Raw genomic sequence first — 18,074 nt, forward strand, 5'->3', positions numbered from 1 at the left:
TCAGGCGGCCCCGTTGCCGTCGCGCCATTCGCGCCAGATCTGAGCCGGGGAGCGGATCGGTTTGGGTTCCTCGGGGTCACGCGCCAGGGTCGACCAGATCAGCACCGGCAGCATGCCGATGAACGGCCACACCAACAACGCCACCCAGGAGCGCAGGGTCAATGACACCGGCACCACATCACCGGCCTGGGCCTCGGCGAGCCGGGTACTGAAGTCGCCGGGGCCGAGCAGCGCACCCACCCCCCAGCACAACAACCCGGCGATCAGGGTGTCGACGAGCACCACCAGGGCCACCAGCCACCCCAGCCGGCGGGCCAGCCACAGGGATGCCAGCAACCCGATCACCGCGCCACCCACCATCGCGATCACCGAGAACCAAGCATCGGCGGCGAAAATCTGGGCCAGACCACGCTCATTGATCGAGGCCAGTCCGTCCTGATTGATCTGATACCCAGGCAGTGGGGTCACCAGCCACCACACCACCCCGGCGAAAGCGCCCAGTCCGATGCTGATGCCGAGCATCAATGCCAACCGGGGCAGCACCTCGCGGAAGGTCGGACGCGCGTCGATCAGTGACCCAGGCATGAGGGTCCCAGCAGGGCCTTGAGGTCGGCGGCCAGGGGTGGGGAGGGGGTCACCCGCAGATTGTCGTCCACCCGCCACACGGTAGTGCTTTGGTCGGCCTGCAGCCGCAGCCGAACCTCGGTCACCCCGGGGTGGGCTTCGAGGACGCCCCGCAGCCGCTCCACCACCGGTGCGGTCACCCGGGTCGAACTCAAGGTGATCACCACCGGCCCGCTGGGCCCCTCGCTGACATCGGGCAAGGTGACCGCGTCGGCGGTGATCTCGACGGATTCGTCGCGTTCGCGTACCCGGCCGCGCACCTTGACCACCACATCGGGGGCCAGGACATGGGACACCAGTTCGTAGGCCTTCGGGAACAGGGTCACCTCGACGGCCGCCTCGAGATCCTCCACCACGATCGAGGCCATGAAGTCACCGCGTCTGGTCTGCTTGCGGGTGACCTGGGTGATCAGCCCGGCAATGTTGACCATCGTGTCGCGCGGGCCGTCATCGGCCAGCAACTGGGCGATCGAGACGTCGCGCTCGTTGGCGATGATGTGTTCCAGGCCGTGCAGGGGGTGATCCGAGACGTAGAGCCCGAGCATTTCGCGTTCGAAGGCCAACCGGGTGCGTTTGTCCCACTCCTCCACCTCGGGCACCGTCACCGCCATCGGTGATTCCTCGGTACCCAGGTCACCGAACAGGTCGGATTGGCCGTGCGCCTCATTGCGCTTCAGATCGATCACCTGATCGATCGCTTCCTCGTGCACTTCGACCAGACCCCGACGGGTGTGGTTCATCGTGTCGAAGGCACCGGCCTTGATCAGCGATTCGATGGTGCGCTTGTTGCACACCGCCAGCGGCGCGTTGTCGAGGAACTCGCCGAAGTTCGCGGCCGGCCCGTGTTCGTTTCGGGCGGCGACGATCCCGTCCACCACCGCCAGGCCGACATTGCGCACCGCGCCCAGACCGAAGCGGATGTCCTTGCCGACCGGGGTGAAGTTCGCCACCGATTCGTTGACATCGGGCAACAGCACCTGGATGTGCATCCGGCGGCATTCGCCCAGATACAACGCCATCCGGTCCTTGTTGTCCTTCACGCTGGTCAGCACCGCGGCCATGTATTCGGTCGGGTAGTTGGCCTTCAGGTACGCCGTCCAGTACGACACCAGACCGTAGGCGGCCGAGTGGGCCTTGTTGAAGGCGTAGTTGGAGAACGGCACCAGCACGTCCCACAGCGTTTGGATCGACTCGGTGGAGAACCCCCGCTCCAACATTCCGGCCTGGAACTTGGGGAAGGCCGCCGCCATCTCGTCGGGCTTCTTCTTGCCCATCACCCGGCGCAACAGATCCGCAGCACCCAGGGTGTAGCCGGCCAGGTTCTGCGCGATCGCCATCACCTGCTCCTGGTACACGATCAACCCGAAGGTCTCACCCAGGATGGGTTCCAGCGCCTCGGCCAGCTCCGGATGCGGGTAGGAGACCTCCTGGAGGCCGTTCTTGCGCAGGGCGTAGTTGGTGTGCGAGTTCGCACCCATCGGGCCCGGACGGAACAGCGCACCCAGGGCCGAAATGTCCTCGAAGTTGTCGGGTTTCATCGCCCGCAACAGCTGCCGGTATCCCGGGGAGTCGAACTGGAAGACCCCCAGGGTGTCACCGTGCGACAACAGCTCGTAGGTGGCCTTGTCGTCCAAGGTCTGGGAGAGCTCGTCCAGGTCGATGTCGATGCCGGCGTTGAGCTTCACGTTGGCCAGCGCGTCGGCCAGGATCGTCAGGTTGCGCAACCCGAGGAAGTCCATCTTGACCAGGCCGAGGGATTCGCAGGCCGGGTAGTCGAACTGGGTGATGACCGCGCCGTCGGCCTCGCGCTTCATGATCGGGATGATGTCCAGCAACGGCTCCGACGACATGATCACGCCGGCCGCGTGCACGCCCCACTGGCGTTTCAGACCTTCCAGGCCGCGGGCGGTTTCCACGACCTGCTTGACCTCGGGGTCGCTCTCGACGAGCTCACGGAACTCGCCACCCTCGTGGTAGCGCTTGTGTTCGGGATCGAACAGCCCGCTCAACGGCACCGACTTGCTCATCACATCCGGCGGCATCGCCTTGGTGATCCGGTCGCCCATCCCGTAGGGCTTGCCGAGGATCCGGCCGGCGTCCTTGACCGCCTGCTTGGCCTTGATGGTGCCGTAGGTGACGATCTGGCAGACCCGGTCGTCGCCGTACTTGTCGATCACATAGGAGATGACTTCATCGCGACGGCGGTCGTCGAAGTCGACGTCGAAGTCGGGCATCGAGGCCCGTTCGGGGTTCAGGAATCGCTCGAAGATCAGGCCGTGCTGCAGCGGGTCGAGGTCGGTGATCCGCATCGCATAGGCGCACATCGAACCGGCACCCGAACCACGTCCGGGCCCGACCTTGATGCCCTGGTTCTTGGCCCAGTTGATGAAGTCGGCCACCACCAGGAAGTACCCGGCATAGCCCTTGCCCTCGATGACCTCGATCTCGTAATCGGCCTGGCGGCGCACTTCCTCGGGCACGCCGCGCGGATAGCGGGCTTCCAGCCCGGTGTTCACCTCATGGACGAACCAGGATTCCTCGGTATGCCCTTCGGGCACCGGGAACCGCGGCATGTACCGTCCCTCGCCCTCGAGGAACTCCACATTGCACCGCTCGGCGATGTCGAGGGTCGTGTCACAGGCCTCGGGCAGTTCGGCGAACAGTGCCCGCATCTCCTCGGCCGACTTCAGGTAGTACCCGTCACCGTTGAACCGGAACCGGCCCGGGGTGTCCTTGTTCGCACCGGCCGAGACACACAGCAGGTTGTCGTGGGCTTCGGCGTCCTCGCGGTCGATGTAGTGCAGGTCATTGGTCGCCACCAGGGGCACGTTCAGTTCCTTGGCGATCTTCAGCAGGTCCTGCCGGACCCGGGTCTCGATGTCGAGACCGTGGTCCATCAGCTCCACGAAGTAGTTGTCCGGCCCGAAGATGTCGCGGAACTCCCCCGCCGAGGCCAGGGCTTCCTTGTACATGCCCTGCCGCAGATAGGTCTGCACCTCACCGGAGGGGCAACCGGTCGTGCCCAGCAGGCCCTTGCCGTACTCGTTGAGCAGTTCCCGGTCGGCCCGCGGCTTGTAGAAGAAGCCCTCCAGGGACGATCGCGAGGCCAGCCGGAAGAGGTTGCGCATGCCGTCGCTGTCGCCGGCCCACAGGGTGATGTGGGTGTAGGCACCCTTGGCCGACACGTCATCACCGGAGCCGTCGCCGAACTGCACCCGTTTGCGTTCCGAGCGGTGAGTCTTCGGGGTCAGGTACCCCTCCAGACCGATGATCGGCTTCACCCCGCTGCCCTGCGCGGCCTTGTAGAACTCGTAGGCACCGAACAGGTTGCCGTGATCCGAAATCGCCAGTGCCGGCATGTTCAACTCGGCCGCCCGCTTGAACAGCGGCTTGATTCGGGCCGCACCGTCGAGCATCGAGAACTCGGTATGAACATGCAGGTGAACAAACGGATCCGTCATTCCCGCCACTGCCTCCCCAACCTCAAACCCGGCTTCCCGACCGAGCCCGACCAGCCTAGCCGCAACGCCCCGGGAGCCGGTCGTGTTCGACCCGGGGTGTCGATCGTAGGGGCACCCACCGACACTCCAACACCGGGCTTCGGCGCCGCGCTACCGGTTGATCCCGGTACTGCTGAGTAGGGTGGCTCGGGTGACGATCTCTTCCCGCGTCGCCGGCGCCTGTCTCACCTTCGCGGCGTTGTGCCACCTGTCCTGGCTCACCGAGTTCGTGTCCGGGTCGCGGCTACCGGTTCGCACCTCCTATGTCAGCGAACTCTTCGCCCTCGGCCAGCCCTGGTCGCAGTGGCTGCGATTCGGGGATGTGTTGGCCGGGACGGCCGTGTTGGTCGCCGCGATTTTGTTGCTCAGTGCCCGGCTCCGCGACCGGCGGGCCCGACTACTGGAACCCGGTGCCGTGGGCCTGTTGGGCTTGGGATTGTTCGGAGCAGGCACGATCACCGACGCGCTGTTGCCGATGGCCTGCACCCCGTCGGTGTCGGCTGCCTGCGCCGCGGCCGAGAAGGCCGGGACGGTACCACTGCACCACCAACTGCACACCGTCAGCAGTTCGGTGGCGACCACCGGCGCCGTAGCCGGTTTTCTGCTGCTGGGTTGGGTGCTGGCCCGAAGCCGGCCGCCATCGCGCGCCCTGATGGTCGCGGCGATCGGTTACGCCCTGCTGACCGGCTGGGTGTTGCTGGAGGTCGCCGAGTTCGGGGCGTCGATGCTGGGCTGGAGTCAACGCCTGCAGATCGTCGGATCCTCGGTGTGCCTGGCCCTGCTGTCGATCGCCTGCTGGACCGGGCGGATCGGAGTCCGGCCATGATTCGCCATCACCAGATCGAGGTCGGCCCACCAGCCCGTATCGCCCATGTCGCCGAATGGGCCGCCGAGGCTCCCGACGCGCCGGTGTTGGTGATCTGGTCGGGTTTGGGTGGAGCCTGGTTCGACTGGGTGCCGGTGGCCGCCCGGCTGCCGGAAGTGCGGATCCTGGTGATCGATCGCCCCGGCAACGGGGACGCCCCCGACTGGCCACCGGGCACCCACGACCTCGAACAGGTGGTCGCCGATGCCGGCACCATCCTGGACTCCCTGGGGGTGTCCGCGGCGGTTTTCGCCGGGCATTCGATGGGCGGCTGGTACGCCGAAGCGGCCGCCGCCGGACACCGCTCCCGGGCGGTCGGGGTGATCCTGCTCGATGCCAGCCCGGCCGCCGATCGGCACCGCCCACCCGGCAGACTGACCCGACGCATCCGGTACACCCAGACGAGGTTCGCGATGGCCCTGTTGGACCTGGCCGCCGGCCTGATCGGCTGGCGCCGGCTCGGTCCCTGGTTGCGCAAGGCACTCGAGGGCCCCGGGCCACATCCGGGCCCGGAACGCGACCTGCACCGCCAACGATGCCGACACACCTACCGGCGCCGGGGCCTGTGGCAGGCAGCCCTGGTCGAATGGGCCGCCTACCCGACCCTGCGCGCCCAACTCGGTGAACTGCGCCATGCCCGGCCGCTCGGCGAGGTACCGCTGCTGAATGTCACCGCCCGCTGGTACCGTCCGGGCACCGATACCGCTGAACACCGCCCGGTGCACCGCACCCATCGGGGCAACACCGCCCGGGTGCGGGTGCAACCGGCCCCGCACATGCTGATGCTCACCCACCCCGATACCGTTGCGGTCCTGTTTCGCCAGACCCTCGATCTTTCTCCGGACGTGCCATGACCCATCCAGCCCTTCCCCGTCGCCGCGATCGAGTTCGGGACCGCACCCCCATCTGGCTGTCGCGGATCCTCTTCCTGGCCGGTCTGTTGTCGCTGATCGGCGCGTTGATCACCACCGGTTCGATCTACTTCTGGGTGACCCTGCCGTTCAACCTGCTGGCACTACCGATCGGCCCCGGCCTGTTCCCGGCGGCCCTGCTGATCGTGCTGGCCGGCCCGATCGGCAGGCGGTATCGCGCAGCCCACTCCATCCTGCTCGGTTTGATGCTGCTCACCACCCTGACCTCGTTGCTGGCGGTGGTGATCATCGTGGGCAATTTCATCCCCGAACTCGAGCTCGATGCCGGGGATGTGTGGTTGGCGTGGGTCTCCGTGGTGACGAATGTGGCCGCCACCGCCTACGTCTGGTGGGCCCGGCCGGCCTTCGTCGTCCGGATGCGAGCACGTCCGGTGCGCAACGCCCTGGGCATTCTGGTGAGCGGTTTGGTGGTGGCCTACCTGGTGGTCTTCGGGCTGCTGACCGCAGTCAGCGAACTTCCGGCGTGGCCGGCCCGGGCCCGCTGGTCGTTGATGGCAGTGCTGGGAATCAGCTCCGACACCTCCCCGTGGCCGGCGGCGGATTGGGTGCATGTCGTGGGCGGCTTGCTGGCCGGCTCTGCGGTGGTGGCGGCGTTCTACCTGCTGTGGCGGGCAGAGACCGAGGCGATCGGGATGAGTGCGGACGACGAACTGCGCGTCCGCGCCCTACTGCTCGAACACGGCGAGGACGATTCCCTGGGGTATTTCGCCACCCGACGCGACAAGGCGGTGACCTTCTCACCCGATGGACGGGCTGCGGTCGCCCATCGGATGCACGGCGAGGTGGCGGTGGCCAGCGGAGACCCGATCGGTGATCCGGACTCCTGGCCGGCCGCGATCGACGCCTTCCTGACCCATGCCCACGCTTCGGGACGCTACGCCACGGTGCTGTCGGCGAGCCGCAACGGCGCCGAACTGTATGCCCGACGCGGGCTCACCGCACTGGCTCTGGGCGACGAGGCGGTACTGCACACCGACCGTTTCACCCTGGCCGGCCCGGCGATGCGCGCGGTGCGCCACGCCGTGGGACGGGTGGAACGGGCCGGGTACACCGCCGAGATCAACCGCTTCGCCGCTCTCACCCCCGAGGCCCGGGAAGAGGCCGCCGACCTGGCCGATCTGTGGCGCGGCTCCGACACCGAGCGTGGCTTCTCGATGGCCCTGGGCCGGGTGCGCGACCCCGCCGACGGGCAGTGTCTGCTGGTGCTGGCCAAGGATGCCCAGGGCGAACCGCAGGGTCTGTTGTCCTTCGCCCCCTGGGGACGGCACGGTGCCTCGCTGGATCTGATGCGTCGCTCGCCGGCGGCCGACAACGGGATCACCGAGTTCATGGTCGCCTCGCTGATGAAGCACGCCGAGGAGCTGGGGATCCAGCGGATCTCGTTGAACTTCGCGGTCTTCCGGCATGTGTTCAGTGCCGCCGAGCAGGTCGGCGCCGGCCCGGTCACCCGGCTCAGCAATGCCCTGCTGAAGCTCGCGTCGCGGTTCTACCAGCTCGACAGCCTGTACCGGTCGAACGACAAGTACAGCCCGCAATGGTCTCCCCGGCTGCTGTGTTACGAACCCGGGCTGACCGCGGCCAGGGCCGCCTGGGCGATGGCGGTGGCCGAAGGATTCCTGCCCTCCCCGCGGCGCGGCAGTGAGGAGGTCGTTCGCGACGAGCACTTCCTGACCCAACTGCGGGCGTTGGAGGCCGCGCCACCGGTTCCGGCCCTGCCGACCCGCAAGCTGAATGACCAACAGCGGGTGCGCCGCCGCAAGGCCGCCGAAATGGACGCGGCCGGTCGGGCCCCCAATCCCCCGTCGGTGCCCCGCAGCCACAGCATCGCCGAAGCCCGAACCCTGTTGTCCGGGGCCGCCGAGGGCCGTCCCTCAGAGCTGCACACCGGTGAAGTGGTGTCGATCACCGGCCGGGTGCGTGCCCTGCGCGACCTCGGCGGGGTCACCTTCGCGGTACTGGAGGAGGACGGGGAACGCCTCCAGGCCCTGGTGTCGGCCGAGACCACCCCGGCCGATCAGCGCACCGACTTCCGCCGCTGGGTGGATCTGGGCGACATCGTCTCGGTCACCGGTGAACTGGGCACCAGCCGTTCCGGTGAACCCAGCCTGTGGTTGGCCTCCTGGCAGATGGCCGCGAAGTGCTTCAACCCGATGCCCGACCTGCACAGCCGGCTGGCCGAGAACGCCCGGGCCCGGAACCGGGTGCTGGACCTGATCACCTCCGACGATTCCCTCGACCACCTGCGCCGCCGCGGACTGGGCGTCCAGGCCCTGCGAGCAGCCCTGGTCGGTGAGGGATACCTCGAGGTGGAAACCCCGATGTTGCAGCAGATCCACGGTGGTGCCGCGGCCCGACCGTTCATCACCCACATCAACGCCTACGACATGGAGCTGTACCTGCGCATCGCCCCCGAGCTGTACCTGAAGCGGCTCACGGTGGCCGGCATGGGCCGGATCTTCGAGGTCGGCCGCAACTTCCGCAACGAGGGTGCCGACGCCACCCACAACCCGGAGTTCACCGCCTGCGAGGTGTACGCCCCCTACACCGACTATGTCGAGATGCGGGAACTCACCCGCCGGTTGATCCTGGCGATGGCGACCGCGGTGAACGGACGTCCGGTGGCGATCCGCCCCGACGGCAACGGTGGCGTGATCGAGGTGGATCTCACCCCCGAATGGCCGGTGGTGACCATCCACGAAGCGGTGTCGCGAGCCAGTGGCCACCAGTTGCATCCCGACTCGAGCCGCGACGAGGTGGCCACGGCCTGCCGGGCCCACGAGATCGACGTGCCGGCCGGGGCCAGTGCCGGTGAGTTGGTGATGGAGCTCTACGACGCCTTGGTCGAGAAGCAAACCACCTTCCCCACCTTCTACTGCGATTTCCCCCGCGAGGTATCCCCGCTGGCCCGCCCCCACCGCAGTGTCCCGGGGTTGACCGAGCAATGGGATCTGGTCGCCTTCGGTGCCGAACTGGGCTGTGCCTATTCGGAGCTGACCGATCCGCTCGACCAGCGCGACCGGCTCACCGCCCAGTCGCTGGCCGCCGCGGCCGGCGACCCCGAGGCGATGCAATTGGACGAGGATTTCCTGGCCTCCCTCGAGTACGGCATGCCGCCGACCGGTGGCCTGGGCATCGGGGTCGACCGGATCATCATGTTGCTGTTGGGGCAGCCGATCCGGGCCACCCTGGCCTTCCCCTTCGTCCGGCCCCAGGGGTAACCGCACCAGCTAGACTGTCAATGCTCAGTTGACCCACGAGGAGATGCCCGGTGCACACCCACCTGGAGGTCGAACGCAAGTTCGCCGCCGAACCGGATGCCCTGTTGCCCGCTTTCGGTGACCTGGCAGTCGTTGATGCCACCCGGGAGTTCCACCTGGTGGCCACCTACTTCGACACCCCCGACTATGCCCTGGCCCGGGCCGGGGTGACGCTGCGGCGCCGCACCGGTGGGTCGGACGCCGGCTGGCACGCCAAACTGCCCAAATCGGCCGACAACCGGGTGGAAGTTCATGCCGACCTCGACTCGGGACGCTCAGCGGTGCTGGTACCCGACCGGATGCGCGCGGAGTTGTCGGAGCTGGTCGGCCTGGCGCCGTTGGTGCCGATCGCCGAGCTGCGCACCCACCGGATCGAACGCGATCTGTGTGCCGGACGGGGCGGGCAGGTGCTCGGGGTGCTGTGCGATGACACGGTGTTGGCCCTGCGCAGCACCGGACGCACCGACTCGGTCGAACGGTGGCGCGAGATCGAACTCGAGCTGGCCGAGGGCAGCCCCGACTGGTTCGGCTCGGTCGGTGATGCGATCGCCGCGACCACCGGCTTCTCGGTCGCCGCCGATGCCTCCAAACTGGCCCACGCGCTGGGGCCGCTGCCCGAGATCACCGAGCATTCCCCCGACACCTCTGCGCGCACCGTGCTGTTGGATCACCTGGCCGAACAGGTCGGGGTGATCCAGGGCCGGGCCGCCGATCTGGTGGTCGACGCCCCCGGGGCGGTGCACAAGACCCGGGTCGCGACCCGCCGGCTGCGCAGTGCGCTGCGCACCTTCCGTGACCTGATGGACCGGTCGATCACCGACCCGCTGCGGATGGAGTTGAAGTGGTTCGCCACCGAACTCGGTGGCCCCCGCGACGCCGAGGTATTGAAGGCCCGGTTGCTGGCCGATCTGGAGCGGTTGCCCGACGACGCGGTGGACGGACCGGTGATCGAACGGATCACCACCGAACTGGACGCCACCCACGACCGCGCCCGGGAAACCCTGCTGGAGGCGATGGAGTCGCCGCGCTATGTGCTACTGCACCAAGCCCTGGTGCGGTTGCTGACCCATCCGCCGCTGCTGGACGAGGCCGACCGGCCCGCCGGGCAGGTACTGCGCGACCCGATCAACAAGGCCCGCAAACGGGTGCTGCGCTGGGACCGTTACGCCCATGAGCGCACCGGTGACGAGCATTGGGAGGCCCTGCACGAGACCCGCAAGAAGGCCAAGGCGATGCGTTATGCCTGCGAGGCGGTCAGCAGTGCCTTCCCCGAAGCCGGGCCCGCGGCCAAGGCCTGGGAGGCGGTCACCGAAACCTTCGGTGGCCTGCAGGACGGGGTGGTTGCCCGACAGCGGTTGCACGAACTGGCCGACATCGCCCGGGCCCACGGTGAGTCGACATTCAGCTATGGGGTGCTCTACGGCTGGGAGATCAACGAATCCGAGCACGATCGGGAGGTCTCGGCCCGCGCCCTGACCAGGGCCAATGCCAAGGAACATCGCTCCTGGCTGCGCCGGTGAAACTGACCGCGCAGGTTCGCGACCTGATCGAGAGCTCGCCGGCCCGATGCGGGCCGGTGCGGGTGATCGCGGTGGACGGCCCCAGCGGTGCCGGCAAGACCGTGTTGGCCGGCCTGATCGCCGAGGAGTACCGCTGCCCGGTGATCGAGGTGGAAGACCTGATTCCGGGTTGGGACGGTCTGGCCGAGGCCCCGAGGCTGCTCACCGAGCAGATTCTCGAGCCCCTCGGCCAAGGGCGCTCGGGTGCTTATCGGCGCTGGGATTGGTATGCCGACGACTGGGCCGAGATCGTCGAGGTGCCACCGGTGGAACTGTTGTTGATCGAGGGCTGCGGATCGTCGGTGCGCCCGGCCGGTGATTACGCCGCGGTGCGGCTCTGGTTGGATGCGCCGGCGGAGGTCAGGATGGCCCGTGGCCTGGCCCGCGACGGGGAGACCTACCGTCCGTATTGGCAACGGTGGGCCGCCCAGGAAGCCGCCCTCTTCGGTGCCGATGGCACCGCCGAGCGGGCCGATCTGCGGATCGACACGAGCTAGCGGATCGACAACGGCTAGCGGGGCGGCCTCAGCGACGGTAGTGGGCGACGAAGTTGGTCAGCACCCGCATCTGTTCCCCGCCCAGACCGGCGGCATGGGCCCGGGCGATGATGTCTTCCATTTCTTCGGGGTCGAAGTAGCCGTGATCGACGTAGATCCGCATCCGGTCGGCCAGCAGTGCGGCGTCGAGTTCGGGGTGGAACTGGGTGACGTAGACATCGCCGATCCGGTAGGCCTGCACCGGGTTGTCGCCGGTCACCAGCAGTTCGGCACCGTCGGGCATCACCGCGCAACCCTCCTTGTGGCCGGTGAAAGCCCGGAAGGTGGGCGGCACCCCGGCCAGCACCGGGTCCCGGCGGCCCGCCTCGGTGACCCGCACCTCGACCGCCGAGACCGGCTCGCCGAAGTCCTTCGACACCACCCCACCGAGTTGTTGGGTGATCAGCCCGACGCCGTAACAAATCCCGAGCATGCCCGTACCGGTGTCCAGGCAATCGCGCATCACCCGGCCCAGTTCGGTTTCCAGGCGCACCTGGTTGTCGCTCTTGTCCTCATCGCTGGCGTTGTACGGGCTGCCCCCGACGATCACCGCCGAATACGCGGTGACATCGAGGTCGGCCAGCGACTCCTCCCAGCCCCGAACCAGTACCAGTTCCTCGGGCGACAATCCTCCTGCGGTGCACACCGCGCCGTACTCGGCCGCCACCGCCGCGTCCCCGTCCCGGGCCGCCACCATCACGAAAGGTTTCATATCACCGCATATCGTCCCACGAACCGCGACGACACCACTCAGAGCATCAAACTGCGTTCGGTGGGGGCGATCGGACGGGGCAGGATCGTGTCGGCACCCGTCAGGTGGGCGTCCACCCCGGCCGCGGCGGCCCGGCCCTCGGCGATCGCCCAGACGATCAGCGACTGGCCCCGGCCGCAGTCCCCGGCGGCGAAGACCCCCGGCAGGTTGGTGGCGTAGTCGCGGTCGCGGGCGATGTTGCCGCGGGCGTCCAGATCCAGGCCGAGTTCGGCGGCAATGGTCGGTTCGGGCCCGACGAAACCCATCGCCAGCAACACCAGGTCGGCCGGAATCTCCCGTTCGGTGCCCGGTACCGGTTCGAAGGCGCCGTCGGTGAAGCGCACCTCGGTGAGTCGCAGCGAGGTGACCCGTCCGTCGGTGCCGCAGAACTCGGTGGTGGACGAGGCGTAGACCCGCTCCCCGCCCTCCTCGTGGGCCGAGGCAACCCGGAAGATCATCGGGTAGGTCGGCCACGGCTGATGTGCCGGACGCCCGGGGCCGGGTTGGGGCATGATCTCCACCTGGGTGACCGACCGGGCGCCCTGACGCAGGGCCGTGCCCAGGCAATCGGCACCGGTGTCGCCGCCACCGATGATCACCACATGTTTGCCGGCGGCGGTGATCTGGCCGGGCTGTGGTTCACCCAGGGCGGCCCGGTTGGCCTGCGGCAGGTACTCCATCGCCTGATGGATCCCGTCCAGTTCCCGGCCCGGGGCGGTCAGGTCGCGCGGCACCGTCGACCCGGTCGCCAACAGCACCGCGTCGTAGCGGGCACGCAGTTCGGTGGCGGTGATGTCGACGCCGACCTCCACCCCGGTGCGGAAGATGGTGCCTTCTTCGGTGAGTTGGCGGATCCGCCGGTCCAGCACCGCCTTCTCCATCTTGAACTCGGGAATGCCGTAGCGCAGCAGCCCACCGGGGGCATCGGCACGTTCGTAGACCGCCACGGTGTGTCCGGCGCGGGTGAGTTGTTGGGCCGCGGCCAACCCGGCCGGCCCCGAGCCGACCACCGCGACGGTGTGGCCGGTGTGCCAGGGCGGGGGCACCGGTTGCACCCACTCCCGGTCGAAGGCGCGTTCGGCGATCGAGACCTCGACGTTCTTGATCGTCACCGGGTCGCCGCTGATCCCCACCACGCAGGCGGTTTCGCAGGGGGCGGGGCACAGTCGTCCGGTGACCTCGGGGAAGTTGTTGGTGGCGTGCAGGCGTTCGATCGCCTGCTCCCAGTCGCCGCGGTGGGCCAGGTCGTTCCATTCCGGAATCAGGTTGCCCAGTGGGCAGCCCGAGTGGCAGAAGGGAATGCCGCAGTCCATGCACCGGGCGGCCTGGGTGCCGATGATCGGCAGCAGGGCCCGGGCCGGGTCGCCCGGGTACACCTCCTGCCAGTCGTCGAGTCGTTCGGTGACCGGACGCCGGTCGGCGACCTGGCGGTCGTACTTCATGAATCCACGCGGATCAGCCATGAGCGGCCTCCATCATCTTCGCGGTGGTGGCCTCGTCGTCGAGGCCTTCGTCCTGGGCGGCGGCACGGGCGGCGAGCACCCGGGCATAGTCACGCGGCAACACCTTGGTGAAGCGCTCGGCGATCTCGTGTTCTCCGCCGGCCAACAACCGGTCGGCCACCGCCGAGCCGGTCTCGGCACGGTGCAGTTCGAGCAGTTCGCCGATTCTGGCCACATCCACCGGGTCGGGGGCCATGGTGTCGACCAATTCGGTGTTCAGCCGGTCGGGGCGCAGGTCGAGCAGGTAGGCGACCCCACCGGACATCCCGGCGGCGAAGTTGCGTCCGGTCGGGCCGAGCACCAGCACCTCTCCCCCGGTCATGTACTCACAGCCGTGGTCGCCGACCCCTTCGACCACCGCGGTGGCCCCGGAGTTGCGCACACAGAACCGTTCCCCCACCCGGCCGCGCAGCAACAACTGCCCGGAGGTGGCGCCGTAGCCGATCACATTGCCGGCGATGATCTGGTCCTCGGCGCTGAATCCGGCGTCCGGGCTGGGATGCACGATGATCCGGCCACCCGACAGGCCCTTGCCGACGTAGTCGTTGCCCTCCCCGATCAGCCGCAGGGTCACCCCGGCCGGCAGGAAGGCGCCGAAGCTCTGGCCGGCGGCCCCACGCAGGGTCAGGTCGACGGTGTCATCGGTCAGGGTCGCCGAACCCGAGGCCTTGGTGATGTGGTGGCCGAGCATGGTGCCGACCGTGCGGTCGACATTGCTCACCGCCACCTCGGCGCGCACCGGTTCGGGCTGCCGTCCGGCCTCGATCGCCTCGATCACCTCACCGGCGATCCGGATCAGCTCGACGTCGAGCGTGTGGGCCAGACCGTGGTCCTGCCCGGTGGTGTGGTGCAGGGCGGTGCCCTCGGGCAGTTCGGGCCGGTACAGCATCGGGGTCAGGTCGAGTCCGGCGGCCTTCCAGTGGTCCACCGCCCGGTTCGCGTCCAGCACCTCGACCTGGCCGACCGCCTCCTCGATACTGCGGAAGCCCAGCTCGGCAAGCAGTTCGCGCACCTCTTCGGCGATGTATTCGAAGAAGGTCTCGACGAACTCGGGTTGGCCGGTGAACTTGCCGCGCAGTTCGGGGTTCTGGGTGGCCACCCCGACCGGGCAGGTGTCCAGATGGCAGACCCGCATCATCACGCAGCCGCTGACCACCAACGGGGCGGTGGCGAACCCGAATTCCTCGGCACCGAGCAGGGCGCCGATCACCACATCGCGGCCGGTTTTGAGCTGGCCGTCGACCTGCACCACGATCCGGTCGCGCAAGCCGTTGAGCAGCAGGGTTTGCTGGGTTTCGGCCAGGCCGAGTTCCCACGGGCCGCCGGCATGTTTCAGCGAGGTCAGTGGGGCGGCGCCGGTGCCCCCGTCCGAGCCGGAGATCAGCACCACATCCGCCTTGGCCTTGCTGACCCCGGCCGCGATCGTGCCGACCCCCGATTCGGCAACCAGCTTCACGTGCACCCGAGCGCTCGGGTTGGCGCACTTGAGGTCGTGAATGAGCTGTTTGAGGTCTTCGATCGAGTAGATGTCGTGGTGTGGCGGGGGCGAGATCAGCCCCACCCCGGGGGTGGAATGCCGGGTGCTCGCCACCCACGGGTACACCTTGCGGCCGGGCAACTGCCCACCCTCACCGGGCTTGGCACCCTGGGCCATCTTGATCTGGATGTCGTCGGCATTGCTCAGGTATTCGGAGGTCACCCCGAACCGTCCCGAGGCGACCTGCTTGATCGCACTGCGCCGGACGGGATCGTGCAGACGGGCGGAGTCCTCCCCACCCTCGCCGGTGTTCGACTTGCCGCCCAGCCGGTTCATCGCCACCGCCAGGGTTTCGTGGGCCTCCTGCGAGATCGAGCCGTAGCTCATCGCACCGGTCGAGAAGCGTTTGACGATCTCGCTGACCGGCTCGACTTCGTCCAGCGGCACCGGGGTGCGATCGGAACGGAACTCCAGCAGCCCGCGCAGGGTCATCAGCCGTTCGGCCCGCTCGTTGACCCGTTCGGTGTACTGGCGGAAGACGTCGAAGCGGCGATGCCGGGTGGAGTGTTGCAGTCGGAAAACGGTCTCGGGGTCGAACAGGTGCTCCTCACCCTCGCGCCGCCACTGGTATTCGCCACCGACCGGCAGGGTGCGGTGCGGTAGCGCGATGCCGTCGCTGGGGTGGGCGGTACGGTGCCGCGCGGCGACCTCGGCGGCCAGTTCGGTCAACCCGATCCCGCCCAGTTGGCTGGTGGTGCCGGTGAAGTACTGCTCGATCACCTCCCGGGACAGGCCGAGGGCCTCGAAGATTTGGGCGCCGGTGTAGGACGCCACGGTGGACACCCCCATCTTCGACATCACCTTGACCACGCCCTTGCCGAGTGCGGTGATGATGTTGCGCACCGCCCGCTCGGGCGAGACCGTGACGTAGCTGCCGTGGCGGGCCAGGTCCTCGGCCGACTCGAACAGCAGGTAGGGGTTGATCGCGGCGGCGCCGTAGCCGATCAGCAGCGCGGCATGGTGCACCTCGCGCACATCACCGGCCTCGACGACCAGGCCGACGCGGGTGCGGGACTTCTGCCGCACCAGGTGATGGTGCACCGCGGCGGTGGCCAGCAGGGACGGGATCGGGGCCAGGTCGGCGGTGGAGTGCCGGTCGGAGATCACCAACACCTTGGCGCCGTCCTCGATGGCGGCCGCGGCCTCGGCGCACAGGGCGTCCAGGGCCTCACGCAGCCCCTCGGCGCCGTCGGCAACGCGATAGCGGCAACGCAGTACGTGCGAGGCCAGGTCGGGCAGGTCGCCGTCGCGGTTGATCTGCACGATCTGTTTCAGCTCGTCGTTGTTCAGAATCGGGTACGGCAGCACGATCTGGCGCATCGTCCGCGGGCCGGGGTCGAGCAGGTTCTCCTCCGGCCCGATCCGGTTGCGCAGGGAGGTGACCATCTCTTCGCGGATCGCGTCCAGGGGTGGGTTGGTGACCTGGGCGAAGTGCTGGATGAAGTAGTCGAACAGCAGACGTGGCCGCTGTGAGAGCACCGCCAGAGGTGTGTCGGAACCCATCGAGCCGATCGCTTCGGCACCGGTGTTGGCCATCGGTGCCACCACCAGGCGCAGTTCTTCCTCGGTGTAGCCGAAGACCTGCTGGCGGCGGGCCACCGAGGAGTGGGTGTGCACGACGTGTTCGCGCTGCGGCAGGTCGGCCAGGTTCACCCGGGTATCGGCCAGCCATTGGCCGTAGGGCGCAGCCCCGGCCAGGCTCTGCTTGATCTCCTCGTCGGGGATGATCCGGTGCTCGGCCAGGTCGGCCAGGAACATCCGTCCCGGTTGCAGCCGGCCCTTGGTGGCGATCCGATCGGCCGGAATGTCCAGCACTCCGGCTTCGGAGGCAAGCACCACCAGACCGTCGTGGGTGACCCAGTAACGGCCCGGGCGCAAGCCGTTGCGGTCGAGCACCGCGCCGATCACGGTGCCGTCGGTGAAGGTCATACAGGCCGGTCCGTCCCAGGGCTCCATCAGGCAGGAGTGGAACTCGTAGAAGTCGCGCATCGCCGGGCTCAGGTCGGCGTTGTTCTCCCAGGCCTCCGGGATCATCATCAGCACCGCATGCGGCAGGCTGCGCCCGCCGAGGTGCAGCAGTTCCAGCACCTGGTCGAAGATGCCCGAGTCGGACGAGCCCGGTTCGGCGATCGGGAAGAGTCGCTGCAGGTCACCGGGAATCAGATCGGTGTCCAGCAGGGCTTCCCGGGCACGCATCCAGTTGCGGTTGCCGCGCACGGTGTTGATCTCACCGTTGTGGGCGATCATCCGGAAGGGGTGGGCCAGCCGCCAGGACGGGAAGGTGTTGGTCGAGAACCGCGAGTGCACCAGCGCCAGCGCCGAGGCGATCCGCTCGTCGTGCAGGTCGGGGAACAACTCACCGAGTTGATCGGTGGTCAACATGCCCTTGTACACCGTGGTGCGTGCCGACAGGGAAGCGAAATACAGGTCGAGTTCCAGGGTGGCTCGCACCCGCAGCACGAAGGCGACCCGATCCAGGTCCAGCCCGGTCAGCGGCCGACCCTCGGCATCATCGGCGGCCACGAAGAGCTGTTCGAAGCCGGGCATCGATGCGGTCGACACCGGGCTCAAGCCGGCGGCATCGTGTGGCACCGCACGCCAGCCGAGCACACGCAGGCCTTCCTCGGCCGCGATCCGGGCCACGCCTTCTCGGGCCGCACGGGCGTGTTCGGGATCGGTCGGCAGGAACACCATGCCCATCGCATAGGCCCCGACCGGGGGCAGTGCGAAATCGACCACCGCACGCAGGAACTCGTCGGGTACCTGGATCAGAATCCCGGCCCCGTCCCCGGCGGCAGTGTCGGCACCGGTGGCGCCGCGGTGGTCGAGGTTGCGCAGGGCTTCGAGCCCCTGTTGCACGATTCGGTGAGCGGGCTCACCGGTGAGGTTGGCGACGAAGGCCACCCCGCAGGCGTCGTGCTCGTTCAGGGGGTCGTACAGGCCCTGTGCTGTGGGTGCGTGTCCCCGAGCGGTAAAGGCGACCATGCGATCCTCCGTGGTGTGAGCGTCGG

Annotated in this window: 10 protein-coding genes; 5 read left to right on the top strand and 5 right to left on the bottom strand. The window is 68.3% G+C overall.

Annotated features, from left to right (window positions below; genetic code table 11):
- Together ACR4XW_RS13825 and dnaE are read right to left on the bottom strand one after the other, a co-directional pair.
- Complete coding sequence (locus tag ACR4XW_RS13825) at positions 1-585, bottom strand: hypothetical protein (RefSeq protein WP_434761142.1); 585 nt, start codon at positions 583-585, stop codon at positions 1-3.
- Positions 570-4,085, bottom strand: coding sequence for a DNA polymerase III subunit alpha (gene dnaE, locus ACR4XW_RS13830; RefSeq protein ID WP_434761143.1), 3,516 nt, complete (start codon positions 4,083-4,085; stop codon positions 570-572). Before dnaE ends, ACR4XW_RS13825 begins: the two co-directional genes overlap by 16 nt.
- 190 nt (positions 4,086-4,275) lie before the next feature.
- On the opposite strand from dnaE, the gene ACR4XW_RS13835 reads away from it, so the two are divergent.
- Genes ACR4XW_RS13835 through ACR4XW_RS13855 form a run of 5 tightly spaced genes read left to right on the top strand, consistent with a single transcriptional unit; the run spans position 4,276 to position 11,234 of the window.
- Entirely contained in the window at positions 4,276-4,950 is a 675-nt protein-coding gene (locus ACR4XW_RS13835; protein ID WP_434761144.1) for a DUF998 domain-containing protein, read from the top strand.
- On the top strand, positions 4,947-5,843 hold the full coding sequence (locus ACR4XW_RS13840) for an alpha/beta fold hydrolase (protein ID WP_434761145.1): 897 nt from the start codon (positions 4,947-4,949) through the stop codon (positions 5,841-5,843). Before ACR4XW_RS13835 ends, ACR4XW_RS13840 begins: the two co-directional genes overlap by 4 nt.
- A complete protein-coding gene (gene lysX / locus ACR4XW_RS13845; RefSeq protein WP_434761146.1) occupies positions 5,840-9,139 on the top strand; it encodes a bifunctional lysylphosphatidylglycerol synthetase/lysine--tRNA ligase LysX in 3,300 nt (1,099 codons plus the stop codon). Before ACR4XW_RS13840 ends, lysX begins: the two co-directional genes overlap by 4 nt.
- 50 nt (positions 9,140-9,189) lie before the next feature.
- Positions 9,190-10,698, top strand: coding sequence for a CYTH and CHAD domain-containing protein (locus ACR4XW_RS13850; RefSeq protein WP_434761147.1), 1,509 nt, complete (start codon positions 9,190-9,192; stop codon positions 10,696-10,698).
- Entirely contained in the window at positions 10,695-11,234 is a 540-nt protein-coding gene (locus ACR4XW_RS13855; protein ID WP_434761148.1) for a nucleoside/nucleotide kinase family protein, read from the top strand. The genes ACR4XW_RS13850 and ACR4XW_RS13855 overlap by 4 nt, the downstream gene beginning before the upstream one ends.
- Before the next feature lie 28 nt (positions 11,235-11,262).
- Here ACR4XW_RS13855 and ACR4XW_RS13860 read toward each other — a convergent pair whose 3' ends face one another.
- From ACR4XW_RS13860 to gltB, 3 genes are read right to left on the bottom strand one after another with little or no spacing between them, the layout of a single operon-like run.
- Entirely contained in the window at positions 11,263-11,985 is a 723-nt protein-coding gene (locus tag ACR4XW_RS13860; protein WP_434761149.1) for a glutamine amidotransferase, read from the bottom strand.
- A gap of 38 nt (positions 11,986-12,023) precedes the next feature.
- Complete coding sequence (locus ACR4XW_RS13865; RefSeq protein ID WP_434761150.1) at positions 12,024-13,487, bottom strand: glutamate synthase subunit beta; 1,464 nt, start codon at positions 13,485-13,487, stop codon at positions 12,024-12,026.
- Positions 13,480-18,048 (bottom strand): glutamate synthase large subunit, encoded by a 4,569-nt coding sequence (gltB, locus tag ACR4XW_RS13870; RefSeq protein ID WP_434761151.1) that lies wholly within the window; start codon positions 18,046-18,048, stop codon positions 13,480-13,482. The genes ACR4XW_RS13865 and gltB overlap by 8 nt, the downstream gene beginning before the upstream one ends.
- Between the last annotated feature and the right edge of the window lie 26 nt (positions 18,049-18,074).

This window comes from Pseudenemella bisphenolivorans (assembly GCF_051133435.1).
GTDB lineage: Bacteria > Actinomycetota > Actinomycetes > Propionibacteriales > Propionibacteriaceae > JAAYAO01.